Origin of the sequence: Paractinoplanes aksuensis (assembly GCF_024137025.1) — a bacterium.
GTDB lineage: Bacteria > Actinomycetota > Actinomycetes > Mycobacteriales > Micromonosporaceae > Actinoplanes > Actinoplanes aksuensis.
The window spans coordinates 48,170-74,717 of sequence record NZ_JAMYJR010000014.1 but is presented as its reverse complement, the minus strand read 5'-3'; the positions used below and the strand labels follow the sequence as shown (position 1 = coordinate 74,717).

The 26,548-nt window shown below is 69.5% G+C and carries 31 protein-coding genes; 22 read left to right on the top strand and 9 right to left on the bottom strand.

Annotated elements, in window-relative coordinates; all coding sequences use genetic code 11:
* Positions 1 to 2 precede the first annotated feature (2 nt).
* From M1L60_RS15155 to M1L60_RS15145, 3 genes are read right to left on the bottom strand one after another with little or no spacing between them, the layout of a single operon-like run.
* Positions 3 to 389, bottom strand: coding sequence for a hypothetical protein (locus M1L60_RS15155; RefSeq protein WP_253238055.1), 387 nt, complete (start codon positions 387 to 389; stop codon positions 3 to 5).
* A gap of 60 nt (positions 390 to 449) precedes the next feature.
* Complete coding sequence (locus M1L60_RS15150) at positions 450 to 1,697, bottom strand: nucleotide sugar dehydrogenase (protein ID WP_253238054.1); 1,248 nt, start codon at positions 1,695 to 1,697, stop codon at positions 450 to 452.
* Positions 1,694 to 3,397: a stealth family protein gene (locus tag M1L60_RS15145; RefSeq protein WP_253238053.1), complete on the bottom strand. Its 1,704-nt coding sequence runs from the start codon at positions 3,395 to 3,397 to the stop codon at positions 1,694 to 1,696. The genes M1L60_RS15150 and M1L60_RS15145 overlap by 4 nt, the downstream gene beginning before the upstream one ends.
* 185 nt (positions 3,398 to 3,582) lie before the next feature.
* Between M1L60_RS15145 and M1L60_RS15140 the strand changes: the two genes are divergently transcribed.
* The 5 genes from M1L60_RS15140 to M1L60_RS15120 all read left to right on the top strand — a co-directional run bounded on the left by M1L60_RS15140 (position 3,583) and on the right by M1L60_RS15120 (position 7,870).
* Positions 3,583 to 3,813: a hypothetical protein gene (locus M1L60_RS15140; RefSeq protein WP_221378581.1), complete on the top strand. Its 231-nt coding sequence runs from the start codon at positions 3,583 to 3,585 to the stop codon at positions 3,811 to 3,813.
* A gap of 65 nt (positions 3,814 to 3,878) precedes the next feature.
* The gene (gene ffh, locus M1L60_RS15135) at positions 3,879 to 5,441 is read left to right on the top strand and encodes a signal recognition particle protein (RefSeq protein ID WP_253238052.1); all 1,563 of its coding nucleotides are present in this window, start codon (positions 3,879 to 3,881) and stop codon (positions 5,439 to 5,441) included.
* Between the two features lie 44 nt (positions 5,442 to 5,485).
* Positions 5,486 to 6,064, top strand: a complete 579-nt coding sequence (locus M1L60_RS15130) for a Uma2 family endonuclease (RefSeq protein ID WP_253238051.1) — start codon at positions 5,486 to 5,488, stop codon at positions 6,062 to 6,064.
* A gap of 74 nt (positions 6,065 to 6,138) precedes the next feature.
* Positions 6,139 to 6,780, top strand: a complete 642-nt coding sequence (locus tag M1L60_RS15125; RefSeq protein WP_253238050.1) for a Uma2 family endonuclease — start codon at positions 6,139 to 6,141, stop codon at positions 6,778 to 6,780.
* 10 nt (positions 6,781 to 6,790) lie between these two features.
* A complete protein-coding gene (locus M1L60_RS15120) occupies positions 6,791 to 7,870 on the top strand; it encodes an amidohydrolase family protein (RefSeq protein WP_253238049.1) in 1,080 nt (359 codons plus the stop codon).
* Here M1L60_RS15120 and M1L60_RS15115 read toward each other — a convergent pair.
* The gene (locus M1L60_RS15115; protein ID WP_253238048.1) at positions 7,860 to 9,266 is read right to left on the bottom strand and encodes an outer membrane protein assembly factor BamB family protein; all 1,407 of its coding nucleotides are present in this window, start codon (positions 9,264 to 9,266) and stop codon (positions 7,860 to 7,862) included. The two genes, M1L60_RS15120 and M1L60_RS15115, sit on opposite strands and share 11 nt — an antisense overlap.
* Entirely contained in the window at positions 9,256 to 9,762 is a 507-nt protein-coding gene (locus M1L60_RS15110) for a SigE family RNA polymerase sigma factor (protein ID WP_253238047.1), read from the bottom strand. Before M1L60_RS15110 ends, M1L60_RS15115 begins: the two co-directional genes overlap by 11 nt.
* Before the next feature lie 79 nt (positions 9,763 to 9,841).
* Here M1L60_RS15110 and proS point away from each other — a divergent pair, with 79 nt between their 5' ends.
* From proS to M1L60_RS15045, 13 genes are all read left to right on the top strand, one after another.
* Positions 9,842 to 11,248, top strand: a complete 1,407-nt coding sequence (gene proS / locus M1L60_RS15105; RefSeq protein ID WP_253238046.1) for a proline--tRNA ligase — start codon at positions 9,842 to 9,844, stop codon at positions 11,246 to 11,248.
* A gap of 23 nt (positions 11,249 to 11,271) precedes the next feature.
* Positions 11,272 to 11,904: a ribonuclease FAU-1 family protein gene (locus M1L60_RS15100; protein ID WP_253238045.1), complete on the top strand. Its 633-nt coding sequence runs from the start codon at positions 11,272 to 11,274 to the stop codon at positions 11,902 to 11,904.
* A 405-nt stretch (positions 11,905 to 12,309) separates the two neighbouring features.
* Positions 12,310 to 12,837, top strand: coding sequence for a 30S ribosomal protein S16 (gene rpsP, locus M1L60_RS15095; RefSeq protein WP_253238044.1), 528 nt, complete (start codon positions 12,310 to 12,312; stop codon positions 12,835 to 12,837).
* Entirely contained in the window at positions 12,815 to 13,072 is a 258-nt protein-coding gene (locus tag M1L60_RS15090; RefSeq protein WP_014447131.1) for an RNA-binding protein, read from the top strand. Before rpsP ends, M1L60_RS15090 begins: the two co-directional genes overlap by 23 nt.
* Positions 13,073 to 13,116: 44 nt before the next feature.
* Positions 13,117 to 13,680, top strand: a complete 564-nt coding sequence (gene rimM, locus M1L60_RS15085; protein ID WP_253238043.1) for a ribosome maturation factor RimM — start codon at positions 13,117 to 13,119, stop codon at positions 13,678 to 13,680.
* Positions 13,681 to 14,439, top strand: a complete 759-nt coding sequence (gene trmD, locus M1L60_RS15080) for a tRNA (guanosine(37)-N1)-methyltransferase TrmD (protein ID WP_253238042.1) — start codon at positions 13,681 to 13,683, stop codon at positions 14,437 to 14,439. It abuts the gene before it with no gap.
* Positions 14,440 to 14,563: 124 nt separating this feature from the next.
* The gene (rplS, locus tag M1L60_RS15075; RefSeq protein ID WP_253238041.1) at positions 14,564 to 14,920 is read left to right on the top strand and encodes a 50S ribosomal protein L19; all 357 of its coding nucleotides are present in this window, start codon (positions 14,564 to 14,566) and stop codon (positions 14,918 to 14,920) included.
* Positions 14,921 to 15,077: 157 nt separating this feature from the next.
* Positions 15,078 to 15,974, top strand: a complete 897-nt coding sequence (gene lepB, locus M1L60_RS15070) for a signal peptidase I (RefSeq protein WP_253238040.1) — start codon at positions 15,078 to 15,080, stop codon at positions 15,972 to 15,974.
* Positions 15,971 to 16,615 (top strand): signal peptidase I, encoded by a 645-nt coding sequence (lepB, locus tag M1L60_RS15065; protein WP_253238039.1) that lies wholly within the window; start codon positions 15,971 to 15,973, stop codon positions 16,613 to 16,615. Before lepB (M1L60_RS15070) ends, lepB (M1L60_RS15065) begins: the two co-directional genes overlap by 4 nt.
* Positions 16,616 to 16,646: 31 nt before the next feature.
* Positions 16,647 to 17,093: an NUDIX hydrolase gene (locus M1L60_RS15060; protein WP_253238038.1), complete on the top strand. Its 447-nt coding sequence runs from the start codon at positions 16,647 to 16,649 to the stop codon at positions 17,091 to 17,093.
* Positions 17,093 to 17,944, top strand: coding sequence for a ribonuclease HII (locus M1L60_RS15055; RefSeq protein ID WP_253238037.1), 852 nt, complete (start codon positions 17,093 to 17,095; stop codon positions 17,942 to 17,944). Before M1L60_RS15060 ends, M1L60_RS15055 begins: the two co-directional genes overlap by 1 nt.
* Positions 17,941 to 18,264: a DUF2469 domain-containing protein gene (locus M1L60_RS15050; protein WP_221378596.1), complete on the top strand. Its 324-nt coding sequence runs from the start codon at positions 17,941 to 17,943 to the stop codon at positions 18,262 to 18,264. Before M1L60_RS15055 ends, M1L60_RS15050 begins: the two co-directional genes overlap by 4 nt.
* A 102-nt stretch (positions 18,265 to 18,366) precedes the next feature.
* Positions 18,367 to 18,813 carry a M23 family metallopeptidase gene (locus M1L60_RS15045; protein WP_438862110.1) on the top strand — a complete coding sequence of 149 codons (447 nt, stop codon included), beginning with the start codon at positions 18,367 to 18,369 and terminating at the stop codon, positions 18,811 to 18,813.
* Here M1L60_RS15045 and M1L60_RS15040 read toward each other — a convergent pair.
* Together M1L60_RS15040 and M1L60_RS15035 are read right to left on the bottom strand one after the other, a co-directional pair.
* Entirely contained in the window at positions 18,801 to 19,988 is a 1,188-nt protein-coding gene (locus M1L60_RS15040) for an aminotransferase class V-fold PLP-dependent enzyme (RefSeq protein ID WP_253238036.1), read from the bottom strand. The genes M1L60_RS15045 and M1L60_RS15040 overlap by 13 nt on opposite strands.
* Before the next feature lie 17 nt (positions 19,989 to 20,005).
* A complete protein-coding gene (locus M1L60_RS15035; protein WP_253238035.1) occupies positions 20,006 to 20,929 on the bottom strand; it encodes a tyrosine recombinase XerC in 924 nt (307 codons plus the stop codon).
* A gap of 82 nt (positions 20,930 to 21,011) precedes the next feature.
* On the opposite strand from M1L60_RS15035, the gene M1L60_RS15030 reads away from it, so the two are divergent.
* Together M1L60_RS15030 and M1L60_RS15025 are read left to right on the top strand one after the other, a co-directional pair.
* Positions 21,012 to 21,524 (top strand): DUF6636 domain-containing protein, encoded by a 513-nt coding sequence (locus tag M1L60_RS15030; protein WP_253238034.1) that lies wholly within the window; start codon positions 21,012 to 21,014, stop codon positions 21,522 to 21,524.
* Between the two features lie 34 nt (positions 21,525 to 21,558).
* Entirely contained in the window at positions 21,559 to 22,023 is a 465-nt protein-coding gene (locus tag M1L60_RS15025) for a pyridoxamine 5'-phosphate oxidase family protein (RefSeq protein ID WP_253238033.1), read from the top strand.
* 720 nt (positions 22,024 to 22,743) lie between these two features.
* Here M1L60_RS15025 and M1L60_RS15020 read toward each other — a convergent pair.
* Positions 22,744 to 23,148 carry a winged helix-turn-helix domain-containing protein gene (locus tag M1L60_RS15020; RefSeq protein ID WP_253238032.1) on the bottom strand — a complete coding sequence of 135 codons (405 nt, stop codon included), beginning with the start codon at positions 23,146 to 23,148 and terminating at the stop codon, positions 22,744 to 22,746.
* Positions 23,149 to 23,407: 259 nt separating this feature from the next.
* Positions 23,408 to 23,800 carry a hypothetical protein gene (locus tag M1L60_RS15015; protein ID WP_253238031.1) on the bottom strand — a complete coding sequence of 131 codons (393 nt, stop codon included), beginning with the start codon at positions 23,798 to 23,800 and terminating at the stop codon, positions 23,408 to 23,410.
* A 1,938-nt stretch (positions 23,801 to 25,738) separates the two neighbouring features.
* On the opposite strand from M1L60_RS15015, the gene M1L60_RS15010 reads away from it, so the two are divergent.
* Together M1L60_RS15010 and M1L60_RS15005 are read left to right on the top strand one after the other, a co-directional pair.
* Positions 25,739 to 25,894: a hypothetical protein gene (locus M1L60_RS15010; RefSeq protein ID WP_253238030.1), complete on the top strand. Its 156-nt coding sequence runs from the start codon at positions 25,739 to 25,741 to the stop codon at positions 25,892 to 25,894.
* Positions 25,895 to 26,354: 460 nt separating this feature from the next.
* Positions 26,355 to 26,540, top strand: a complete 186-nt coding sequence (locus M1L60_RS15005; protein WP_215784742.1) for a DNA-binding protein — start codon at positions 26,355 to 26,357, stop codon at positions 26,538 to 26,540.
* Positions 26,541 to 26,548: the final 8 nt, after the last annotated feature.

The window sequence follows — 26,548 nt, the reverse complement described above, 5'->3', positions numbered from 1 at the left end:
GGCTAGCGCGTGATCAGGCGGGTCGCCCACACGGCGGTCAGGCCCAGCAGCACTCCGATGACGGGGATCAGGACCGCCAGTTGCACCGCGCTGTGGGAGCTGTCGTAGGCGAGCACCAGATACAGAGCCAGGCCGAGCACGATGAGGGTGCCGGCTGCGTCGAGCAGCCACAGGCTCCGCCAGAGCCGGCGGTACCAGCGGTAGGCCAGCGTGGCGGCCAGGACGAACAGCACCCCGTCGAAGTCGTCGACGTAGCTCTCGTCGAAGTCCAGCCCCAGCGCCACACCCGTCCAGCCGAACAGCACCAGCAGCGCGGCCACCCCGAACCACAGGGCGACCCGTTCGCGGCGACCCGTCAGCGGCTCCACCACGAGCACTTTGAAAGCCACCCAGGCAGAGTCACGTGGATCGATGCACGGGGACATCACCCGATCGGTCGTACCCGCCGCCTAGAGTCGGTGGGCCCGGGAATCCGTTGTGGCGCCTCGGGTGTCGAAGAAGCGCTTGGCCAGCGCGGCCAGCGCGTCGGCGTCGTACGCCCGGTGGTTCTGCACCAGGATCACCAGGTCGGCCGAGGTCACTGTGCCGGGCAGGTCGTCGGCCCGGGGCACGATCCAGTCGGTGACGTACGGGTCGTGGTAGACGACGTCGGCGCCCAGCGATTGCAGGTGGCGGGCCAGGGGTGTGGCCGGCGACTCGCGCTGGTCGGCGATGTCGGGCTTGTAGGTGACGCCCAGCAGCAGGATCGTGGCGCCGTGCACGGCCTGGCCGTCGGTGTTCAGCAGGTTCTGGGCGCGGCGGGCCACGTACGACGGCATGGTCGCGTTGATCTCCTGGGCCAGTTCGACGAAGCGGAACGGGTAGCCCAGCTTGCTGCGGACGTTGTGCGACAGGTAGTTCGGGTCGATCGGGATGCAGTGGCCGCCGACCCCGGGGCCGGGATAGAACGCCTGGAAGCCGAACGGTTTGGTCGACGCCGCGTGGATCACGTCCCACAGGTCGATGTCGAGCTCGTGGCAGAACCGGGCCATCTCGTTGACCAGCGCGATGTTCACGTGCCGGTACGTGTTCTCGAGCAGCTTGGCCGTCTCCGCCTCGCGGGTGCCGCGCGTGCGCACCACCGTCTCGACGAAACGGCCGTAGAAGCCGGCGGCCCGTTCGGTGCAGGCCGGCGTGTATCCGCCCACCACCTTGGGGGTGTTACGCGGGCCGAAGCGCTCGTTGCCGGGGTCGATGCGTTCGGGCGAGAACGCCAGGTGGAAGTCGAACCCGGCCACCAGGCCCGACAATTCCTCGAGCAGCGGCCGCACCACCTCGTCGGTCGTGCCGGGATAGGTCGTCGATTCCAGGACCACGAGCATTCCCGTACGCAGGTTCCGCCCGATCGCCGCGGCGGCGCCGGTGACCGCCCGCAGGTCGGGGCCGTCGCCCTCGGCCAGCGGGGTCGGCACGCAGATGACCGCGGCGGCGGCGGTGGCGATTACCGTCTCGTCGGCGGTCGGCGTGAAGCCGCCGGCCAGCATCTCGGTGATGTCGGCGTCGCTCAGATCGTCCACATGGGACCGGCCGCCGGACAGGGCCGCGACCACTTCGGGCTGTACGTCGAACCCGGCCACGGTCAGGCCCGCGCGCACGGCCTGCTGGGCCAGCGGCAACCCGACGTACCCGAGGCCCAGGATCGCCACGTCGAAGCTCATCGCGTGACCTCCGACAGCGGGGCCCGGCCGGCTTGGCGTGCTACTACCGGCGTACGCAAGGAAGTGGTTCCCGCGCGCGGCGTCGCCAGCTCCCAGCGGGAGGGGAACGGCAGGTACGCCGGCAGGAAATCGGCCAGCAGGGCCGCCTGCTCGGCGACCGCCTCGGGACTGCTGAGCGTGTCGTTGAGGCAGAACGCGTCGAGGTGCCGGTCGTGCAGCAGGCGGGCCAGCCGGAACGGCGTCTGCGGATCGGCCAGATCCGTGTACAGGTAACGGATCTGGCCCGGCGCGGCCCGCCCGGTCAGGTACGCGTAGTACTGCTGCAGCGACGAGAGCAGCGCGATGTCCTCGGGATGCCGGAACTGGTGCCCGGCCGTCGCCGCCACCCGGTCGGCGAAACGCGTCTCGATCTCGCCCAGCACGCTGCGCCGCGACGGGTGCGGCGTGTGCTTCATCTTCCGGGTCAGCACCCGGCCGAACGCGCTCCGGATCAGGTCCCGGTTGTTCTTGCCGGCCGAGTCGGCCGGGGTGTCCCGCAGGGTGCGCGGGGCCGAGCCGACCAGCGCCCCCGACGGGAAGAACCGGGTCAGCCCGCCCGGCGTGAAGAACATCTCGGGCGCCACCGGCCGGCCCAGGAAGACGTCGTCGTTCAGATAGAGGAAATGTTCGCCGAGCCCGGGGATCCGGTGCAGCCGCGACTCGATGGCCTGCGAGTTGAACGTCGGCAGCCGCCCGGTGTCGCCGAAGATCTCGCGGTGCGTGACCACGGTCAGGTCACCGCGCGTGGTGTCGAGCCAGGCCGGCACCTGATCGTCGGTGACCACGAAGACATGCCGGACCCAGGGTGCGTACGCATGGAGCGAGCGCAACGAGTACCGCAGTTCGTCCCGCGACACGAAGCGCGACGGGTTGGCCGTCTGCTCGTTCGAGTCCGCGACCCAGCCGTTGTCGCGCAGCGCCCGGTTCTTGCGGGCCCGCCAGGCCGGATCGTCGCCATCGACCCAGGTGTAGACGGCGTCGATCGGGAATGCCACCCGGTCCGGGCTGACCATCGTGAACACCTCGCGGGTGCGGTAGCGCCGGGTGCTCCGGTCGGCCGCGCCGAACGGACCGAACACCGGCTCGGCCACGGCGATCTCGGGCTCGTCGGCCGGAACGACGTCGGCCACCGGGTTGCCGCGGGGGCCGACCAGGTTGCCGGCGTCGGCCTTCCAGAACTCGATCTCGCAGCCGTACTCCGGGCCCAGGGTCAGGCGGCCCCGCGGATCGGTCACCGGCCAGCTCAGCCGCCACACCCGGGGGCCGAGGACCTCGAGGTGGGCGTCCAGGCTCTTGAGGACGCCGATCGCGCGTCCGCGGTCGGTCTCGGCCACGGCCACACCGGTGCGGGTCAGCTCGGCCACCGGGATGCGGAACCAGTCGATGCCGGCGCTGGTGAGCGCGTCGAGCACGCGGTCGAGGTTCTCCCGGCGTACGCCTGCGGGGTGGGCGTCGAGGCGGCGCCGGGCCGTGAGCCGCCCGGCGGCCGTGCGGACCCGCAGGGTGGGCGCGTCGGCGATCGGCTTGAGCCGGCGTCGCGGGCCGAGCGGGACGAGCTGCCGGGCCACCCGCAGGCGGCGGGGCTCCGGCACGAGCGGAAGCAGCCGGCGCTGCACCTGGCCGAGAAGGCGCCGGCGGACGGGCCAGAATGTCAACTTCACGGACCGCCCAACGGCGCCTCCGGGAGCGCGTTGCGACGCTCTATCCGTTTCGTCGGTTTATGGGCGTTTTGGAGTACTCAATCGTGTTCAACCCCTACGGGGAAACGCTCAGGGATACGGCCGATGCGGCAGCTTGCCCGCCTGCGTCATGGTGGAGGTCGACGCTTTTATTTGGGGAGGCCGGGATGGGTAAGGCCGTGGCATTTCTGGTGGCGATGATCGCCGGAGTGATCGCCGTCGGCTGGGTGGTCAGCTCGCTGATCGGCCCGGTGCTGTTCTATCTGATCGTGGGCGCGCTCGCCGTCGGCGGCGGGTACTACCTGTACTCGAAGGCCAAGAAGGGGCTCGCCCCCGGCACCCGCACCCAGCGGCGGATCGAGGCCGCCCAGAAGACGTACCGCATGCGGAACCGGTGAGCCTCCCCGCGGGCGGCTAGGCTTGGCCCGACGCCGCTCTCTTCTGACCATCGGGATGTCTCACCGTGTTTGACACTTTGAGTGACCGCCTCTCCGGCATCTTCACCAAGCTCCGGGGCAAGGGCAAGCTCACCGACGCCGACATCGACGCCACCGCGCGCGAGATCCGTCTCGCGCTGCTCGAGGCCGACGTCGCGCTGCCCGTGGTCAAGGCCTTCATCTTCAGCCTGAAGGAGCGGGCCCGCGGGGCCGAGGTCTCCCAGGCGCTCAACCCGGCCCAGCAGATCATCAAGATCGTCCACGAGGAGCTGGTCAAGGTCCTCGGCGGCGAGGGCCGGCGGCTCCAGTTCGCCAAGCAGCCGCCCACGGTGATCATGCTGGCCGGCCTCCAGGGCGCCGGTAAGACCACGCTGGCCGGCAAGTTGTCGCGCTGGCTCAAGGGCCAGGGCCACCAGCCGCTGCTGGTCGCGGCCGACCTGCAGCGCCCCAACGCGGTCAACCAGCTCCAGGTGATCGCGGGCCGGGCCGGCGTCGACATCTACGCCCCCGAGCCCGGCAGTGGCATCGGCGACCCGGTCCAGGTCGCCAAAGACTCGATCGACGTCGCCCGCCGCACCGCCAAAGACATCGTCATCGTCGACACCGCCGGTCGTCTCGGCATCGACGAGGACATGATGCAGCAGGCCCGCGACATCCGCGACGCGGTCGACCCCGACGAGGTCCTGTTCGTCATCGACGCCATGGTCGGTCAGGACGCGGTGCAGACCGCCGAGGCCTTCCGCGACGGCGTCGGCATCACCGGCGTGGTGCTCTCCAAGCTCGACGGCGACGCCCGCGGTGGCGCCGCGCTGTCGGTCCGCCAGGTCACCGGCGAGCCGATCCTGTTCGCGTCGACCGGTGAGAAGCTCGAGGACTTCGACCTCTTCCACCCCGACCGCATGGCCAGCCGCATCCTCGGCATGGGCGATGTGCTGACCCTCATCGAGCAGGCCGAACTGGCCTTCGACGAGGACCAGAAAGAGAAGATGACCGGCAAGCTCCTCGCCGGTGAGAGCTTCACGCTGGAAGACTTCCTCGACCAGCTCATCGCCGTGCGCCGGATGGGCCCGATCGCCAACATCCTGGGCATGATGCCCGGCATGGGCCAGATGAAGGACCAGTTGGCCGAGCTCGACGACAAGCACTTCGACAAGGTCGCCGCGATCATCCGCTCGATGACCCCCGGCGAACGCACCAACCCCAAGATCCTCAACGGCTCCCGCCGCGCCCGCATCGCCAACGGCTCGGGCGTCACGGTCATGGACGTCAACCAGCTGCTCAACCGCTTCGCCGACGCGCAGAAGATGATGAAGCAGATGGGCGGCATGATGGGCCTGCCCGGCGGCAACCGGCGCAAGGCCACGAAGAGCCCGAAGAACAAGCGCAAGGGCACCAAGGGCGGCAACAACCGTCCCCGTATGGGCGGCGGCGGTGGCCTTCCGGCCGGCTTCCCGGGCGGCATGCCCCAGCTCCCCCCGGGCTTGGACCCGAACGCGCTGGGCGGCGGTGGAGCGGGCGGCTTCAACCTTCCCAACCTCGACTTCAACAAGCTCATGAAGCAGCAGAAGAAGGACGACGACAAGAAGTAAATGCAGGAGTCGCGGACTAGTCGCATGTAAAGTAGCATGCGACTATGGTTGCTGATTACGTGCTGCCCGAAGTTGAGTTCACTGTTGACGAACTCTCGATCCTGCCCGACGAGTGTCGTTACGAGTTGATCGACGGTCGCCTCGATCTGTGGGACCGATCTCCGCTGTCCGACCTGGCCGGTCTCGCAGTGATGTCCAGTTTGAAGGTGTCGTGCCCGCACGACTTCCAGGTCTTGCCGCGCCCGACGCTGTGGCCGGAGAGCGAAGAGATGCCGCCGCCGGACCTCGTTGTTCTGGGTCCCGGTGGCGATGGTGACATCAGATTAGTGATCGACGTCGTTCAGCTGCGCTGGCTTTTCGCCGACATGCTTGAACGTTCGCGGGCCTATGTCGAGCGCGACGTGCCCGCCTACTGGGTGTTCGAGTCGGCGCGGCTGGTGGGGGCCGCGTTGACGGTCTTCCGGCGCGCTCCCGGCGGCGGTTTCGACGCCGGGATGAGCACTCGCGAAGTATTTACTGTGAACGACCCGTTCCCCGTCGCAATAGATCTTCCTAGGCTCTCGGACCGCTGGTGGCAGACGTTCGAGTACGCCGGACCCAGGGATACCGTGCTCCGCTCTTAGTAGGCTGCGACCAGGCCGGCACGCCAGTCGCGCCTGATCAATATTGGCATAGAGCAACTGGTCGGGTGACTAGTATGGTTGAGCGCGATCCCGTCGAGGAGGATTCGATGACCGCTGTGCTCTCCCGTGTCGACCCTCATCTGCTTGAGCGGCGCGACTTGACCGTCGATGACCTGGCTGACCTTCCCGAGGATCTTCGTTATGAGTTGATCGACGGAAGGCTCGTCTTGGCCCCCCACGCCAACCTCACCCATCAATTGATCAGCAAAAACATCGGATTCGCCATCGATCAGCGCTGTCCTGAAGAGTTCGTCGTCAACATCGAGCAGGCGCTCTTTCTCGAGCCCCACGTTGAACTCCGCCCCGATGTGGTGATCTTGCCCGAGGCGGCGCCAGAAACGTTCATCCCGGCGGACGCCGCTCTCCTGGTCGTCGAGGTCATCTCGAAGTCGTCGCGGAACACTGACCGTAAAGACAAGCTTGCCCATTACGCGGGTGCTGGGATTCCGTTCTACTGGATCATTGATCCGCTGGCGGAGCGGGTGACGTTCACGCAGTTCTCCCTCCACTCCAACGGCCGCTATGTCGAGATGAAGCAGACGGACGAATGTGTCACGGTCAATGTTCCCTGGGAGATCACGTTGGATCTCCCGGCCTGGACGCGTAAGCGAGACCGGATGAGGGCTGCCAGGACAGGGGCGCGCCTGGTCCGGTAGGACTGTGGGCATGGCGTTTCATGTGCGTGGGGTTGTGCTGCCTGACGGCGAAGTGAAGGATCTCTGGCTGGTGGGGGATCGGGTCACGTTCGAGCCGGTCAAGGATGCTGAGACGATCAGTGATGGCGGGTTTGTGGTGCCGGGGCTGGTTGATGCGCACTGTCATCTGGGGATCGCGTTCGGGGCCAAGCCGATCACCAGCCTTGATCAAGCGCGGGAGCTGGCGGCGACTGATCGGGACGCTGGAGTGCTGGCGTTGCGGGATGCGGGGTCGCCGTTTCCGTATCCGGAGCTCGAGGACGAGGCCGAAATTCCGCGGCTGGCCCGGGCCGGGCGGCATGTGGCGCCGCCGAAGCGGTACTTGCGTGATGTTGGCATTGAGGTGGACGGCGTCGATGACGTGCGGGCGGCCGTCACCGAGCAGGCCGCGGCGGGCAACGGCTGGGTGAAGCTGGTCGGCGACTGGATCCACCGCGACAAGGGCGATCTGGCGCCGTCCTGGGACGCCGAGACCATGGCCGCCGCCGTTGACGCGGCGCATGCGGCCGGGGTGCGGGCGGCCGTGCACACATTCAGCGAAGAGGGCGTCGACATTATGGTCCGCGCCGGCGTCGACTCGGTGGAGCACGGCACCGGCCTGTCGCTCGACCTGATCGACGAGATGGCCCGGCGGGGCACGGCCCTGGTGCCGACGATGATCAACATTCGGACGTTCGGGGGGATCGCCGAGCGGGCCCGGGGCAAGTTCGACACGTACGCCGATCACATGGTCCGGCTGATGGAGGGTTTCCCGGCCGTGGTGCGGGCTGCCCACGAGGCCGGTGTCCCTATCTATGTCGGCACCGACGCCGGTGGGGGCATCCGGCACGGGCTGGTCGCCGAAGAGATGCTGATCCTCGAAGAGGCCGGCCTCCCGGCGGAGGACATCCTCGCCTCCGCCTCGTGGCGGGCCCGCGAATGGCTGGGCTTCCCGGGGCTGGTCGAGGGGGGCCTCGCCGACCTGGTGGTCTACGAGGCCGACCCCCGGCGTGAGCTGACGGTGGTGCGTGCCCCCAGCCGGATCGTGTTGCGCGGTCGCGTCATCCGGTGAGGCTCCAGACGCGCACCTCGGTCTCCGAGGGGCACACCATGCGGGTCTCGTTGTTCACGCACATGTTGATCGCCATCGGCATCCGGCCCAGAGCGGTCGGCCGGCCGTCGGCGAGTTGCAGGCGCGACACCGTGCCGTCGGCCGCCACGGCCAGCAGGGCGTCGTCGGAGAGCCAGTCCAGGCTTTCCGTCCTGGTGGTGTAGACGCTCCGGCCGTTGGCGTCGATGACCGTTGCCCCGTCGCTGCCGCCCAGCAGGGTGTAGCCGCGCATCGAACTGCCGAACGCGCCGCCCCGGCCGGCCTCGACCTGCCAGAGCTGCTTGCGACTGGCCACCTCGACGGTCCGTACCAACGTGTTCTGGTCGAGGTCGGCGTCGGACAGGCAGATCCGGCCGGAGCCGCAGGGCCAGAGGGCACTGACCGTGTGCCTGGCGGCCGCGTCGAACACGACGGACGTGTTCCCGGTGGACAGATCGGTGGCCCGCACCCGGAACGGGCTGTCGACCGCGCCCGACCGCTCGTAGTTGTACAGCCAGCCCTCGTACGCGACGAAGGTGTAACCCTCCCTCGGCGCCGGGATCGTGGTTGTCCGCAGCAGCCGCCCGTCGGCCACGTTCAGCATCCGGACCTGGCCGCTCCGGGTCACCTGGACCATGCGGTCGCCGGTGAACCGGGTGAGGTTGATGTCGTCGGCCGTGCGCAGGCCCACCGTGTACGCCGGACGGTCGTCACCGGGCGGCAGCGACCATCGCGTCGCGCCGGTCTTCCAGTCGAAGGCCTCGGTGCGCCCGGTCTGCGCCGACGTCCGCACCAGCACCTTGTCGTCGAGCAGCAGGTCGTCGGCCACCGGGGCCTTGAACTTCCACCGTTCCCGCCCGTCCGCCGGGTCGAGCACGTGGATCTCGCGATCGGGGTTGGTGTCGTTCAACGGAACGGCGTCGCGGTCGGGGACGGTGAAGACCAGCAGGGCCTGCGGCAGGGCGGTGACGCCACTGAAGTCGTCGAAGCGGCCGATCGTCCGGGCCGGCCACACCACCTGGTTGGAGTGCAGATTGGCGGCGACCACCTTGACCGTGCCGTCCCCGGCCCGCCAGCCCGTGAAGAACCGGTCGTCGTCGATCGAGGACAGCGAGAACGTCGCCCGGCCGCCGAACTCGAACGGCGAGCCGACCTCGGTCAGCGGGGGCGCCAGACCGGCCGGATGCGTCTCGTGCGGCCGGGGGCGTACGGCCACCGAGACGCCCACGGCCACCAGCGCCACCACGGCCGCCGCGACCAGGGCCTGGTTGCGGTTGCGCTGCCGCCCGCGCCGGCGGGCCTGCTCGGCCGGGGCCAGCGGGATGGTGTCGGCCGTGCGGCTCAGGTCGCCGAACAGGTCGTCGAGGTCAGTGGGCATCACGCACTCCTTCCGGCTCGTACGCGGGGCCGAGCGCCGCGGCCAGGCCGGTGCGCCCGCGGGACAACCAGGACTTGACCGTGCCGGTGGAGGCGCCGGTCTCGGCCGCGATCTCGGCCACCGACCGGTCGAGCAGGTAGTGCAGGGCCAGCGCGCGGCGGTGCACCATGGGCAGGGCCCGCATCGCGCTGATCAGCAGGACGGTGTTCTCGGACGGGGGAGCCGCGGGGCGAGGGGGCGGCTCGGCGGCGGCCCGGGCCCGGCGTACGCCCAGGCGGCGCCACCGGTCGGCCGAGAGCCGGTTGACCACGAGCCGCAGCCACGCCTCCTGGTCCTCGTAGCCGGACAACCGCCGCCAGCGCTGCCAAGCCCGGGCGTACGCCTCCTGCACGAGGTCCTGAGCGTCGGCGACGTCACCCGTGAGCCCGTAGGCATAGCGCGCCAACCGTCTGGACGTGTCGCGGTAGAACTCGTCGAACTCATCGACGGCATTCATTCGGCACCGCCTCCCCTGATAAAGGACACGAGACGCCCTCCCCGAGGGTTGCGCACGCGCGCGACTAAGATGTCGCCTCATGGCTCGAGTGCTCACTCCCCGCGCGGAGGACTTCCCCCGCTGGTACCAGGACCTGATCGCCAAGGCGCAGCTGGCCGACAACGGGCCGGTGCGCGGCACCATGGTCATCCGGCCGGTGGGCTGGGCCATCTGGGAGCGCATGCAGGCCGACATGGACGTGCGGATCAAGGAAGAGGGCGTACAGAACGCCTACTTCCCGCTGTTCATCCCCGAGAGCTACCTGCGCCGCGAGGCCGACCACGTCGAGGGCTTCTCGCCCGAGCTGGCCGTGGTCACCCACGCGGGTGGCAAGCAGCTGGCCGAGCCGCTGGTGGTCCGCCCGACCAGCGAGACCGTCATCGGCGAGTTCATGGCCAAGTGGGTCGACTCGTACCGCGACCTGCCCCTGCTGCTCAACCAGTGGGCCAACGTCGTGCGGTGGGAGCTGCGGCCGCGCACGTTCCTGCGCACCACCGAGTTCCTCTGGCAGGAGGGGCACGACGCGCACGCCACCGAGGAGCTCGCGCGGCAGCACGCCCGCAACATCCATCGCAACGTCTACCAGGCGTTCATGGAGGAGCTGCTGGCCATCCCGGTCATCCCCGGCCGCAAGACCAAGGGGGAGCGGTTCGCCGGCGCCACCAACACCATGACCGTCGAGGCCATGATGGGCGACACCAAGGCGCTGCAGATGGGCACCTCGCACGAGCTGGGCCAGAACTTCGCCAAGGCCTTCGACATCACGTACTCGTCGAAGGACGGCAAGGTCGAGCACGCCTGGACGACCTCGTGGGGCACGTCGACCCGCATGGTGGGCGGCCTGATCATGGTGCACGGCGACGACAACGGCCTGCGGCTGCCGCCGCGCCTGGCCCCCATCCAGGTCCAGGTCATGGTGGTCAAGGCGGGTGAAGGCGTCGTCGAAGCGGCGGCCAAGCTCCGCGACGAACTCAAGGCCTCCGGCGTACGCGTGAAACTCGACGACCGGGCCGACATCCCGTTCGGCCGCCGGGCCGTGGACGCCGAGCTGCAGGGTGTGCCCATCCGCATCGAGGTCGGCCCCCGTGACCTGGCCAACGGCAGCGTCACCATCGCCCGCCGGATCGACGGCTCCAAGACCCCGACCCCGCTCGGCGACGTGCTGGGCGCGGTGACCAGCGCCCTCAAGGCCGACCAGCAGCGTTTGTACGACGAGGCGGTGGCCTTCCGCGAGGCGAACACGGTCGAGGTCAAGACGCTGGGCGAGGCGATCGAGGCCGCGCAGACGGGCTGGGCCCGGGTGCCGTGGTCGGCCGTGGGCGAGGCCGGTGAGAAAGAGGCCAACGGCAAGGCCGTCACGGTTCGCTGCCTGGTCCGCCCCGACGGCACGATGCCCGACTCCGACGAGGAACCGAACCTGGTCGCGATCCTGGCGCGTTCCTACTGACCCGTTTCGAGCCGGGCCGGCTCGTGCTGCACCGCGACACGCATCACGGCCGGCTCGGTTTCGTGCACGTGGCCCGGGTCGTCGCCGACGACGACCGCGGGCTGCTGCTCTGGATCGCCCGCGGCGCGGCGGCCGCGATCGAGACCACGACCGACGCCCGCGGGCCGCGCGACATGCCGTCGTTCGTGGCCTGGGAGGCCGCGCCCAAGCAGATGACGCTCACCACCTGGCGTGGCCCTGGCGTCCTGCGCTTCTTCCCGGCCGGCGCCGACCACTCGGTCTGGTTCTTCTTCACCGACGACGGCGCCTTCAAGAACTACTACGTCAACCTCGAGGAATCCGCCGTCCGCTGGGACGACGGCGCCACGGCCGGCATCGACGTGGTCGACCAGGACCTCGACATCGTCGCTCTTTCCGACCTGACCTGGACGTGGAAGGACGAGGACGAGTTCGCCGAGCGCCTGGCCCGTCCCGACCTCTACTGGGTCCCCGACGAGGCCGCAGTGTGGGCCGAGGGCCACCGAGTGATCAAGCTGATCGAGGCCGGCGACTTCCCGTTCGACGGCACCTGGCGCGACTTCCGCCCCGACCCGGCCTGGCTGATTCCGACGGCGCTGCCCGCGGGCTGGGACCGCCCGGTCGTCGCCCGTATCTGACCGAGTCCTCGCGTTCGTCCCTTTCCGCCGCCCCACCCAGGGTGGGAACCTAGCGGATGTCGGCTCGGAGTGGTTCGCGTTGTCCACAGGCGGGTGCGTTGTCCACAGGGGGTTGCGGGGTTGAGCGCAAGCGCTCACGCACGTGGAGCGAAGCGACCCTCGGCGGGAGCTGCGGTCGGCAACCCACCACCCAGCTACGACCTCCAGATTTTGATCTTGCTTTGTCGAATAATCCGGGCCGATTGGGAGTCACCCCCTCCCGTCTGGCAGAATGGTTCCCTGGTATCCGGCTCGCGTGAGGCGCCCTCTAACCCCTCTGCGTGGCCAATCCATGAGACACCGGTGAGCCTGTCCCCACGGGAACACCCTGCCTCGCCTCGTAGTCATTCAGGAGCGAAGAGAACCGTGGCCGTTAAGATCCGGCTCCTGCGGATGGGCAAGATCCGCAACCCGCAGTACCGCATCGTCGTCGCCGACTCGCGCACCAAGCGCGACGGCCGCGCCATCGAGTACGTCGGCATCTACCAGCCGAAGGAACACCCCTCGGTCATCCAGGTCAAGTCCGAGCGCGTGCAGTACTGGCTCTCCGTCGGCGCCCAGCCGAGCGAGGCCGTGCAGCGCATCCTCGAGAAGACCGGTGACTGGCAGCAGTTCAAGGGCCTCCCGGCCCCGCCGCCGCTGCTCGTCGCGGAGCCGAAGGTCAGCCGCACCGAGGTTTACGAGGCCGAGGCCAAGTCGGCCGCCGGTGTCGCCGAGACCCCGGCCAAGACCGCCAAGAAGGCTCCGGCCAAGGCTGAGAAGGTCGCCGCTGCTCCGGAGGCCGCCGAGGCCAAGCCGGCGCAGACCAAGGCCGCCGACCCGGCCGAGCCCAACCGTGAGGCTGTCGCCGAGACCGCAGAGGACCCGGCCGGTGCCGGCGCCGACGCGAGCTGACGGGGCGCTCCGGCCGGCGCTGGAGCACCTCGTCAAGGGCATCGTCGACAACCCGGACGACGTCCGGGTCCGGCTGGTCGACTCGCGTCGCGGCAAGCGGCTCGAGGTGCGCGTGCACCCGGAGGACCTGGGAACGGTCATCGGGCGCGGCGGGCGCACGGCCAAGGCCCTGCGGCAGGTCATCGGGTCGATCGGTGGGCGCGGCATCCGCGTCGACATCGTCGACGCGTACTGACATGTGCTCCAAGAACGGCTTCGCCGTACTGCAAGGAAATTGAAGTGCTTCTAGTAGTCGGCCAGATCGGAAAGCCGCACGGCATCCGGGGCGAGGTCTCGGTGGTCGTGCGGACCGACGAACCGGAAGAACGTTTCGTCCCCGGGTCGGTGTTCGTGACGGAGGTCCCTCGGGACCGCCGCGTGAGCACCGGCCCGGCGGCCGTTCCCGGCGTCAAGTTCGACGTGCCCAAGCAGCTCGTGCTCGAGTCGATCCGCTGGCATCAGGGCCGCGGCATCGCCGTGTTCGAGAACATCTACGACCGCAACGTCGCCGAAGAGCTGCGCGGCGTATTTCTGCAGGTCGACAGCGATGAGCTGACCCCGCCCGACGATCCCGACGAGTTCCACGACCACCAGCTGGTCGGGCTCCGGGTCGAGTCGGCCGACGGCACTTTGCACGGCTCGGTCGAGCGGATCGAGCACGCGCCCTCCTCCGACCTGATCGTGCTGAAGAAGGCCGACGGCGGCCGGGCGCTGATCCCGTTCGTGAGCGCGATCGTGCCGACGGTGGATCTGGCCGGGGGTCGTGTCATCGTCGACCTGCCCGAGGGTCTGCTGGATCTCTAGATGCGCGTCGACATCATTTCGATCTTCCCGGAGTACTTCGCCCCGCTCGAGCTGTCGCTGATCGGCAAGGCGCGGACGACCGGGCTGCTCGACGTGGCCGTGCACGATCTGCGCACCTGGACGTCGGACGTGCACCGCACGGTGGACGACACCCCGTACGGGGGTGGGCCGGGCATGGTGATGCGGCCCGAGCCGTGGGGGCAGGCCCTGGACGCGGTGGGCGAGGGCACGTTGATCGTCCCGTCGCCCGTGGGCCGGCCGTTCACCCAGGCCGACGCGCACGAGCTGGCCGAGCTCGACCACCTGATCTTCGCCTGCGGGCGGTACGAGGGCATCGACCAACGGGTGATCGACGACGCGGCGGCCCGGATGCCGGTGCGGGAGGTATCGCTCGGGGACTACGTGCTGTTCGGCGGCGAGGTCGCGGTCATCGTGATCATGGAAGCGATCGTCCGGCTGCTGCCCGGCGTACTCGGGAACGCGGACTCGCTGACCGAGGAGTCGCACGCCGCGGGGCTGCTCGAATCGCCCGTTTACACCAAGCCGGCGTCGTGGCGCTCGCGGGAGGTGCCGGAGATCCTGCGCTCCGGCGACCACGGCAAGATCGCGCGATGGCGGCGGGATCAGAGCCTTTTGCGTACGGCGTCCCGGCGGCCGGACATGATGGCGGTGTACCCGGCCGATAACTTGGACAAAAAAGACAGGAAAGCGCTCGACGAGGGTGGATTTCTGATCACGCCGCCCTCTGTGGCAAAGTAGTGAGGTTGCCGATTTCGCTCCGCGCCGCGGGGTGAGGTCGAGGATCCTCTGAGGTCATAGGGGATCAGTAGTACCCAGCCGCGCATCGAACTCCCGGTGCGCCATGAATAACGAGGATGCAGCGATGAACACGCTGGACGCTCTCGACGCCCAGTCGCAGCGCACCGACCTCCCCAACTTCCGCGCCGGCGACACCCTCAAGGTGTACGCCCGGGTCGTCGAAGGTAACCGTTCCCGCGTCCAGATCTTCCAGGGCGTCGTGATCGGCCGTCAGGGCGCCGGTCTCCGCGAGACCTTCAAGGTCCGGAAGATCAGCTTCGGCGTCGGGGTCGAGCGGACCTACCCGATCAACAGCCCGGCGATCGACAAGATCGAGGTCGTGAGCCGCGGTGACGTCCGTCGCGCCAAGCTCTACTACCTGCGTGAGCTCCGCGGCAAGAAGGCCAAGATCAAGGAGCTTCGCGAGAAGCAGACGGTTTGATCTCATCGATCCCTCAGCATCCGGGCATTACTCTTGCCCTGTGCCGGATGGGATCAGTGTGAACCCTTCCAGCACTACCGCCCGTAAGTCCCCGTTAGGGGAGCCACTCGGGCGGTAGTGCTGTATCCGGGGTGGTTCGGCCGGTCGGCGGCGGGAGATGCGAAGCGTGGAACCGATGGAGGGCTACGGCCCGGCCTCTCGGCGGCGATCGATGGTACGGCGGCGTAAGGAGATGCCGCTCTGGCAGGAGTTGCCGCTGTTGCTGGTGGTGGCGTTCTGCCTCGCGGTGCTGATCCGCACGTTCCTGGTCCAGGCGTTCTACATCCCCAGCGGGTCGATGGAGAACACCCTGCTGGTCAAGGACAGGGTGCTGGTCAACAAGGTCATCTACGACATGCGCGACCCGGTCCGGGGCGAGATCGTGGTGTTCCGGGGCGACGAGAACTGGACGCCCGAGGTCACCGAGCCGGTCAGCAACACGTTCGCGGCCAAGCTCGGGCGCACGATCGGCGACCTCGTCGGGGTCAGCCGCCCGGGTGAGCGTGACTTCATCAAACGGGTGATCGGCCTGCCCGGCGACAAGATCGCCTGCTGCGACGCCAAGGGCCGGATCACGGTCAACGGCGTCGGCATCGACGAGTCGTACATCGCCGACGGATTCAATTCCGACCTGAATCAGCCGCCCAATCCCAACCAGTGCACGAGCCGCCGCTTCACCGAAGTGGTCGTCCCGGCGGGTGAGATGTTCGTCATGGGCGACCATCGCCAGGTCTCGCAGGACGCGCGGTGCCAGGGTCCGGTGCCGATCAGCAACATCATCGGGCGGGCATTCGTCATCGTCTGGCCCAGCAACCGGTTCACCAGCCTCTCCGTCCCCGACGAGTGGAAGGCGTTCGCGGCCGACCATCCGACCGCGGCCGCACCGGGCACCGTGCCGGTGCGCGAGAACGATCCGGCGACCGAGATTTTCGCCCTTCCCTTTCTGTTAAGTGCCGCGATATCCGCGCGTTCCGGACTGCCGTTCGTGACCCGGCGACGTAGGCTCCCCTCGTGATTGACGAGCAGACGGAAAAGAAGCGCAGTTCGTTCTGGCGCGAGCTTCCGATTCTTCTGGGCGTGGCGATCCTGGTGGCCGTGCTGGTCCGGGCCTTCGTTCTCCAGACGTTCTACATTCCGTCGCCGTCCATGGAGCACACGCTCAACGTGCTCGACCGGGTGCTCGTCAACAAGCTCGTCTACGACTTCCGGGAACCGCGCCGGGGCGAGATCATCGTGTTCGAGGCGCCGGCCGCGTGGCAGTCGGGGGCCGAGGGTGAAGACTTCATCAAGCGCATCATCGGGGTGCCGGGCGATCACATCGTCTACAAGTCGAGCGTGGGTAAGCTGGAGATCAACGGCGTTCAGTTGGACGAGCCGTACATCTTCACGAACGAGGCTGGCGAGCAGGATCTCCCGGCCGACGAGGAGTTCGACGTCACCGTGCCGCCGAACCGTCTGTGGGTGATGGGCGACCACCGCTCCGCCTCCGGCGACTCGCTGGAGCACTACCAGGACAGCAACAAGAACGTGCAAGAGGCGACGATCCCCGAGGATTCGATCGTCGGTCGCGCCTTCACCGTGTTCTGGCCGGTCAACCGGGCCACCTGGCTGTCGGTGCCGAACGGTTTCAGCGCGATTCCGGACCCGCAGTCGTAAGATCCACTGTTCTCGCAATAGGCTGGTCGGCGTGACCGTTGTCGAACGCCGCGCCGCCCGCGTGCTGCTGGTCGACCCGGCCGGGCGCGCCCTGCTGCTCTTCGGCGGCGACCCGGCCCGTCCCGGCACCACATGGTGGTTCACCCCCGGCGGCGGGCTGGAAAGCGACGAGACGCCCGCGCAGGGCGCCGCACGCGAGCTGTACGAAGAGGTCGGCCTGCAAATCGAGGCGAGCGCCCTGGGCGAGCCGTTCTGGCACCAGCAGACCGAGTTCAGCTACGGCGGCCTCGAATACAGCCAGGAACAGCACTTCTTCGTTCTGCGCGTCCCCGAGTGGCAGGTCGACTTCGCCGGCATGGACGACGAAGAGAAGGCCACCATCACCGCCCACCGCTGGTGGTCGGCCGACGAGATCGAGGCCAGCGCCGAGTCGATCTTCCCGGTCGAGCTCCCCGGTCTGTTGTGGCGGTTGCCCTGATGCTGGCCCCACCGCGCACCGTGGTCCGCCGTGAGGGCGGCCTGTACGCCCTGGAACGCGCCCTGCAGCGCCGGGGCTTCAGTCACGTGGCGGGCGCCGACGAGGCCGGTCGGGGCGCTTGCGCCGGGCCGCTCGTCGCCGGTGCGGCCATCCTGCCCGAGGGCAAGCGCGGCGAGATCGACGAACTGGCCGACTCCAAGCTGCTGACCCCGGCCGCCCGTGAGCGCGTCTACGAGCAGGTGGTGGCCCGGGCGCTGGCCTGGTCGGTGGTGATCGTGCCGGCCACCGAGGTCGACGCGCGCGGGCTGCACGTCTGCAACCTGGCCGCGATGCGCCGGGCCCTGGCCTCGCTGACCACCCCGCCGGAATACGTGCTGACCGACGGCTTCCCGGTCGACGGGCTCGGCGTACCCGGGCTGGCGGTCTGGAAGGGTGACCGGGTGGCCGCTTGTGTGGCCGCGGCGAGCGTGCTGGCCAAGGTCACCCGGGACCGCATCATGGTCGAGATGGACGACCAGTTCCCGGCCTACGGGTTCGCGGTGCACAAGGGCTACATCACCGAGGACCACAGCGCCGCGTTGAAGCAGCACGGCCCCTGTGCCGAGCACCGATTTTCGTACGTGAACGTCGCCGCCGCCTCGGGCCGCGGCAACCGTCCGCCCCGGGCGCGCCGTCCCGTGCCGCGCGTGTCGCCCGAGGCGGTGCAACCAGTACTGTTTGATGCATCCGAGACCGCGTCCCTGGTGCTTCCGGAGACCCCTGGGAGTACCGTCGGCGTGGCGTCGGGCGAGCAGCCTCAGCCGTCGCCGTCGGTGGGGGAAGATGAGGCCATGGAGGGCGAGAAGCGATGAGCGCAGAGGATCTCGAGAAGTACGAGACCGAGATGGAGCTGCAGCTCTACCGGGAGTACCGCGACATCGTCCGCCAGTTCTCCTACGTGGTGGAGACGGAGCGCCGGTTCTACCTGGCCAACCAGGTCGACCTGCACGTGCGCAACTCCGACGGCGAGGTGTATTTCGAGGTCGAGATGCACGACGCCTGGGTCTGGGACATGTACCGGCCGGCCCGGTTCGTCAAGAACGTGCGGGTCATGACGTTCAAGGACGTCAACGTCGAAGAGCTCGAGAAGCCCGACATCTCGCTGCCCGACGAGCCGGGTTTCGGTAACTAAATGAGCAGAGCCTTCAGTCCTTTCTAGGGGCGGCGGGCGGGGTGGTCGGACGGGTTATCCACAGGCCTGTTTTTCCGGGTTCTGGTGCGGCAGGTTGTCGGCATGCTCCAACTGCTGATCCTGCTCGTTGTCACATCCTTCGGGTGGCCGATCGTGCCGCCCACGGTCGTCCGGTCCTTCGATCCGCCCGCTCAGCCCTGGCTGGCCGGGCATCGCGGGGCCGACCTGGCCGCGCCGCCCACCGCGGTGGTGCGGTCGGCCGGGGCGGGCATCGTCCTGTTCGCCGGCCGTGTGGCGGGTCGTGGGGTCGTAAGCGTCGGTCATGCCGGTGGCTTGCGCACGACCTACGAGCCGGTGACGGCCACGGTCGACCTCGGCACGGTCGTCGCCCCCGGCGACCCGATCGGGCGCCTCGAGCCCGGCCACCACGGCTGCGCCCAGGCTGCCTGCCTGCACTGGGGTCTGCGGCGAGGCGATCTCTACCTCGACCCGCTGCTGCTGCTCGGGCTGGGCCGGGTAAGGCTGCTGCCGGTCGATCAGGCGCGGTAGTCGTGCAGCAGTTGCGGCAGGCGCTCGGCGAACCGGTCGTACTCGTCGGCGCGGTTGTAGACCTGAGCGCTCAGCCGCAGCAGCCCGCGGCCGCCCCAGGCGTTCACGGCGGTCTCGACGGCCAGCTTGTCGGCGATGTGCTGGCGCAGCTCCTGCGCCTCGGGGGCGGTGGTGGCCAGCCCGGCCGGCAGCGGCACGATGCGCATCGAGATGTCGGGCCCGGCCGGCTGGGGCAGCTCGGCCACCGGCACCTCGAGCGCCTCACCCACCACCCGCTGGCCGTACGCGGCCAGCGCCGCGTTGTGGGCCCGCACCTCCTCCCAGCCCAGGGTGCGCAGCGTGAAGAGCCCGGCCGGGGCGGCCAGCCAGGGCGTGTAGTCGACAGTGCCCTGCGACTCCACCGCGTGCGGGTAGCCCTGGTCCTGATCCCACGAGACGACCAGCGGCTCGATCTTGCGACGCCACCCGGCGGCCACCGAGAGCAGGGCCGTGCCGCGCGGCGCGAAGGCCCACTTGTGCAGGTTGCCCACCCAGAAGTCGGCCCGGATCGAGGCGACGTCGACCGGCAGCATGCCCGGCACGTGGGCCGCGTCGACCAGAACCGGGATCTCGTGCTCGTGGGCGGCGGCGACGATCTCGCGAACCGGGAAGGCCATCGCCGTCGCCGACGAGAGCTGGTCGATGATCAGCAACTTGGTGCGTCCCGGGCGCAGGGCGGCGCGCACCCGGCTGATCAGCTCGGCGTCGGTGGCCGGCATCGGCAGCGCGACGGTCCGCACGGTCGCGCCGGCCCGGCGGCAGCGGCGCCGGGCCGCCATCGCGACCGCGCCGTAGCTGTGGTCGGTCAGCAGCACCTCATCGGCCGATTCGAGGCGTACAGAGTTGAGCACCAGCGAGACCGCGGTGGTGGCGTTGGGCACCAGCGCGCTGAGCTCGGGATCGGCCCCCAGGAAAGAGGCGATGTGGCGTCGGGTGTGGATGACGCGGTCGCTCAGGCCCTGGGCGAAGAAGCGCAGCGGGTTCGACTCGATCTCGTCGCGCAGGCGTTGCTGGGCGCGCTGCACCCCGATCGGCACGGCGCCGAACGAGCCGTGGTTGAGATAGGACACGCCGGGATCCAGCGAGAACAGAAGGCGGGCGCCGGGGAGGGTCACGGGCGGTTCAGGCGCGCTCACAATCCGATCGTACGGGGTCAGGCTCGGGGGTGCGCTTGTTTGAAGGCCGCCCGCAGGCGCTCGGTGGAGACGTGGGTGTAGATCTGGGTGCTCGACAACGACGAGTGCCCGAGCAGTTCCTGCACGGCCCGCAGGTCGGCGCCGCCGTCGAGCAGGTGGGTGGCGGCCGAGTGGCGCAGGTCGTGCGGCTTGGTGTGCGGCAGGCCGGCGGCCCGCGCGGCCCCGTCGACGATGCGGCGCACGACCGTCTGCTGCACCCGGCCCCCCTTCACGCCCAGGAAGAGCGCGTCGCCACTGGTCGTAGTGGCCAGCCGCGGGCGGCCCCGGCGCAGCCAGTCGTCGAGCGCGCGCTGGGCGGGCAGGCCGTAGGGAACGGCGCGCTCCTTGGCCCCCTTGCCGAAGACGCGGACGACCCGGCGCCCCTCGTCCAGGTCGGCCCGGTCGAGGCCGCAGAGCTCACTGACCCGTACGCCGGTGGCATAGAGCAGTTCCAGCACGGCCCGGTCGCGAAGGCCCTCGACCTCGTCGGCGGCGGTCGCCTCGACCAGGGCCGTAGCCTGGTCGGCCCGCAACACGGTCGGCAGCGTGCGGTGGGCCTTGGCGCTGGCCAGGTGCGCGCCCGGATCGGACGGGATGCGACCGTCGCGGAACGCCCACGCCGTGAAGGCCCGGGCGGCCGCGGCCCGGCGGGCCTGGGTGGCGCGGGCCGCCCCCTGCCGCATGCGCGCGGCCAACCAGGCCCGCAGCAGCGCGAGGTCGACCTCGTCCGGAGTGGTGACCCCGGCCCCCGCGGCATGATCGAGCAGCGAGACGACATCGCTGACGTAGGCCCGCACGGTCTGCTCGGAACGATTGTCGACCCGGCTCAGGTGCCGGCCGAAGTCGTCCACCGCCTCGCGCAGCGCGTGCGGCAGCCTTTCGTGCAGATCCCGCGTCCCCATCGTGTCGACAGTCTTCGTTCCGGGCGTGATCGTCAAGGCCCGCCGTGCGCGTGTTGCCCACCCTTCTTAGACTGCCCTGACCATGGCACCGATGATCCGCGGCCTCGTCGCAGTGGCCCTGCTGGGCGCGCTCTCCGGCTGCTCCCTGTTCGAATCCTCGACCGAGGGCGGCTCGGGTGCCGGCCCGACCTCAACACCGTCGGCAAATGTCGGATTTGGCGGCCCCACTTCGGCCCGCACCGCGCCCGCCGTCGTCGACGAAGCCATGTTCCGCACCCCCTCCCAGAACATCGCGTGCGCACTGACCGAGTCCGAGGTGCGCTGCGACATCGTCCGCAAGACCTGGAAGCCACCGGCCAAGCCCGCCGACTGCGAACTCGATTGGGGCAACGGCCTGGTCGTGTCCGGCGGCGAGGCCACGTTCACCTGCGCGGGGGACACCCTGGTGGGTACGTCGGAGACCACCCTCGAGTACGGCCAGGCGCTCCGTTCCGGCACAGTGCGGTGTGACAGCGACAGCGCGGGCCTGACCTGCAAGGACGACGAAACGGGACACGGCTTCACGCTGGCCCAGTCGCGCTACACGCTCTTCTGACTTTCTGTCGTACCCCCGCCCTAGGGTCAGCGACATGGCTAGCTGGCATGAGATCGAGCAGGACGCACCGGCCTTCGCCCAGCGGGTGAAGGCTCTCTTCGACGCGGGCACCAACAAGACGATCGCCACCCTGCGCCGCGACGGCGCACCCCGCATCAGCGCGAGCGAGGCGGCTTTCCAAGACGGCGAACTCACCTTCGGCATGATGGCCGACTCGGTGAAACTGCACGACCTGCGCCGCGACCCCCGCCTCGCGATGCACGCCCCCACGCTGGAACCACCCACCGACAACCCCGAGTCCGGCCCCGGCGACGCCAAACTCGCGGGCGTCGCGGTCGCCCTGCCCCACCCACCCGACTGGCCCCACGGCGACGACGCGGGCCTGTTCCGCATCGACATCCACGAGGTGGTGCTGACCTATGTGGGCGTCCCCGCCGACCACCTGGTCATCGAGTCCTGGCACACAGGCCGCGGCCACACCCGCCGCACCCGCACATAACAGGCCCAGAAACCCGATCAACCGACCACGATGCGGCGCTCCGGCCAGCTTCTCCCCTCAGCCGCTCCCGGCTGTGCCCGCACCCTCCCCAGCAACCGGCTGCGCCCAGCCCACCAGCAACCGGCTGCGCCCAGCCCACCAGCAACCGGCTGCGCCTAGCCCACCAGCAACCGGCTGCGCCCACAGCTCACCAGCGACCGGGTGCGCTCTTTCTCGACGGTGGGCAGCCCGCGGCACCTTGTTCAGCCGCTCCTGCCCCGTCGACCGTGCCAACGCCCACCAACGCTCGAGCCGGCCGGTCGCCCGCCCGGGATCGGAATGCCTCAGGTCCCGCTGTCCGCGACGACCTGGTTGTCCCGGGAAGTGCGGGTCGCGCCTCACGTCGGTTGTGGCCATCCGAGCGCTGCGATTTGCGCTGCCCGCGCGCCTTCCGCTGCCTGCGACGACGTGGTTGTCAGAGGGGTGCGAGTTGTGCCCCGCGTTACTCCCGGCCGGCCTGGCGCTGCGATTTGCTGCCTTTGCCGCCTGCGACGATGTAGTTGTCGGGGGAGGGCGGGTCGTGCCTCGCGTTGGTTGTGTGCTGCCCGCGCGGCTTGCGCTGCCCGCGCGGCTTGCGCTGCCCGCGCGGCTTGCGCTGCCCGCGCGGCTTGCGCTGCCCGCGCGGCTTGGTCGATTGTCGGGTGGCGGCTGGCCGGGGCCTTTGGGGCGGCCGGGCCGGCCCTAGGGGCGGGTGAGTTGGACGCGGTCGGCGGGGTGGACGGTTTCGGTGCCGTCGGTGGCGGTGACGACCAGGACGGGCACGCCCTCGCCGAGGCGGTATTTGCGGCGCTCGGCGTCGGTGGGCATGCGGGCGCTGGCGCGTTCGCCGCGGGCCAGGGCGATGAGCTCGATCGGCTCGGGCACGCGGACGAAGGTGCCGCGAGGACGGTCGACGGTCACCAGCCCCTCGGTGCGCAGCTGGCCGATCGCCTGGCGGACGGTGGTGCGGCTGATCCCGTATTCCTGCGCGAGGCGCAGCTCGCTGGGCAGCGGCTCACCGGGCCCCAGCGAGCCGGACTCGATCTGGTTGCGCAGCAGATCAGCCAGCTGGCGGAAGACCGCGCGGTCCGCAGAAGGATCGATCATGCCAGCCAGTCTACGTGACCACGATGTTCCATCGGATTGTACGTACGGAGCCATGTAGGTATGATAGCCCTGCCGCACTGAGAAGGCCGAGACTTGATCGGGCGGCTGGACGGGCGGCGGTAAAAGCCGCGCCACGAGGTGCCCCAAAAGCACCCCGAGCACGGCCGAGCCGCCGCCCGTTCGTCCGCTTCAACGTCCACAGTGCCCAGCTGCCGCCAACCGTCGAGCGGCCGGCGGCAAACCAGACAGGGCGGACGCATCAGCTACCGATCTCCGGCGCCGGCCCGCCCTCGTCATCACCCCGCGGGGCGACAGCAGCCTTGCGAGCCCAGGCGACAAACCGCTCAAAGAGATTGCCCGGCACGATCTGCCCCTCAGCCACCAGATCCCCCAGCGCGTCGTACATCTGAGCGGACAGATAGATCGTCAGCGTCGTCGGAAAAGCCCGGAACTCCTCGAGCAGCCGCTCCCGCGCCGTTTCGCAAGGCCAGGATTCCCCACAGGCAGTGCAGTTCCACCCCGGCCGATCATTCAGGTGATCCATCACAGCCGCCGGCCCCAGCCCTCGGGCCGCCGAAACCAGCTCAACCCCATCAGCCGTCACCACGGCCCGCCGCCGCCCCGCCGACGCGGTCACCTCAAGCGGCTGCACCGAAACAATCGGCTGAGCTGAACCAAACCCCCGCACCGAAGCAGCTCGCTGCGCCGGAATAGGCGCTCGCGCTGGACGCAGCTGTTGTGCCGGGATGGGTGGCCGCGCCGGGCGTAGCTGCGGTGTCGAGCCGGCTGGCTGTGCCGGGATGAGTGGCCGTAAGGGACGCGGTTGTTGTGCTGGACTGGACGGTTGCGTCGAGACGCGTGGCTGCGCCGGACCGAGCCGTCGTGTCGAAACGGCTGGCTGCGGCGGGCGCAGTCGTTGTACGGGAGCGCCTGGCTGCGCCGGGACAGGTGGCCGTAGCTGCTGCGCTGGGCCGGGTGGCTGGGCCGGGGAGATCGGCCACATGGGACGCGGCTGTTCTGCTGCAACGGGTGGTTGCGTAGGGATAGGCGGCTTCGCCGGACCCAGTCGCTGTATCGGAGCGGGTGGCTCGGCCGGAGCGAGTGGCTGTACCGGATCCAACTGCTGCGCCGGAATGGGTGCCCGGGCTGAACGCGGCTGTTGTGTTGTGCCGGGTGGTTGTGCCGGGTTGGGTTGTCCTGCCGCGCGGAGCTGCTGTGCTGGTCTGGACGGCTGCGCCGGACTCGGCTGCTGTGTTGGTGCGAGGCGCTGCCTCGGGACGAGTGGCCGTGCCTCGCCGGCTGGCTTCGGCGGGTCGGGTGACTTGTCCCGGACCGAATCTGCCCGAGGGGGCGCGGTGAGGAGCGTCATCGACGAGGTGTCGACGGAGCGGATCCGACTTGGTGGCGTGGTTGTCTTGGGTGCTGCTCGGCTGTCAGCGTCCCCGGTCGGACGCTGTCGTGCTGGGCCGGTATGCGGCGATCCGTCGGGTGGGTCGGGTGGAAGCTCGGTATAGGTCATTTTGGTTCCCCCAGGTGTGCCCGTCGGGACGGGCGGGTGGTGCTGTCTGCCACCGTTGGCAGATCGGCGTAGCCATCCCGTCGCCGACGAGGACGGCACAGGCGATTCGCCACGGTGAAACCTCGACGTGCCGGCGACCCGAACCGGGAAGTTCGGGTGCGAGAGCCACCTGCACCCGAGAGCCCAAAGCGACGCTGGGTGAACCCGATCAGGGATTCAGCTTCGACGGTCTGCCGGTCACGAGCCCATCGGTCAGTTTTCGGCCCGCAGTCACCGGCCCTCGGTGCGTAGCGAGCCGATCGCCCGGCGGTGGCCTCCTGCCGACTTTTCGCGGAGTGTGAAGCCCAGAGCCGATCGCTCGCCGAAGCTGAGCAGCCACCGCCGCCCCGATCGGCCTCGACGCGATGGCCGGCGCGAGGACGCAGGTTGCTCGTCCAGGCGACGCCGTCCGCCGAACCGCTTGGCCTCCGAGTCAGGTCCTGCCACTCACCGCAGTTCCGACGATGGCGATGCTGCCTATCGCGGCTCGATGCCCAACAGCGTGCGTCGCTGCGAGCGGGTCCACCGGTGACTCCGGTATGCCGGCTCCTATGCGCGCTGGGCCGTGTGCGCTGCTCGGTCACGCATCCGGATCGCCGGCGGCAGTCAGTATGGCCAGCGATCCGGATGCGGGGACTCACAGCCAACGAGGCCTGCCACCGTCTCCCGGTGTCGTCGCGTACCTGTGCCGATCGCCATGCGGGATGCCGATGGTGCGTGCTGCCTCTGGCACGCGCCGCCGGCATCTTTGAGCTGGTGGCGGTGGCGATTGACGACGCTGGTGGCGATGCCGACCGGAGGGCTTTGGCGCGGGCCTGTTCGGCTTCGGCGATGCGACTTGGGGGGTCGGGTCACCAGTGGTGCAGGTTGATGTGGCGGTGGGCCATGGCTGGGCGTCCGGGGGTCCGGGTCGTTGAGGTGCGAGACGCCGTCCGGTCGGGGTTCGCGGTCGAGGTTGCAGGGGAAGCCTTCGTGATCGGCGGCCGGTTTGCCGGACCGGGCGCCGCGGAGGGGCCTGCACAAGATGGATGCATGTTCGGCTCTTCTCGTGCGGGACTTGCTCAGGGCGACGGCCCGGCCCGCACCGATATGTCGTCGTGCTCGGGGTGCGGGGCCGGGGTGGCTCGGCCGCCGCTGTGCCTGGCCGGGCTGCGGCGGCCGCCCCCGATGGTGATGTCGGGCCGGTGAGCGGTGGACCGGGGACTGCTGCCCGGCGGCCTCTGGGGTCTCCGCGCTGGAGAGTGGGAGCCGCCGGGCGAGCAGCGTGACAGGAAGGTGGGATCGCTCCCTGTTTTGCCCGGTCTCATGGGGGGTCTGTCGTAGCGGTACCTCCTTTCCTCGATGGGGGCATGTGAGGGCGGGGAAAGGTCTGTGCCGGGTGCCGCACCCCGAGGAGGAAAGGGGAGCGGCGGAGTGGGGACGAGCGCGTCGATGCAGGGGGCGGCGAGGCCGCAACTGCAGCGGCGCCAGAACGACCGCCACACGCGTCGATGTACCGGTCCGAGGGGGACGGGCGGGGTAGTCTGGCGACGCCTTGTCATGGAGCCAGTATAGGTGACATGCGACTAGCTGTCTCCTATCAACTTGATGATTGACTAATAGTCTCACGCCTACGGTCGATCATGTGGCAGCGAAACCGATCCGGCTCATGGGGGCACACGAGATCCGCATCCGTCTGGGTGGGGTGAGCCGGCAGCGTGCGTACCAGATCACCAGCCGCGCCGACTTCCCCAAGCCGGTTGCCGATCTCGCACAGGGCAAGGTGTGGGCGACCGACGACGTCGAGGCGTGGATGAAGGTGCACCGCCGCGATCTGGACGACTCCGAGGATTGACCCCGGCC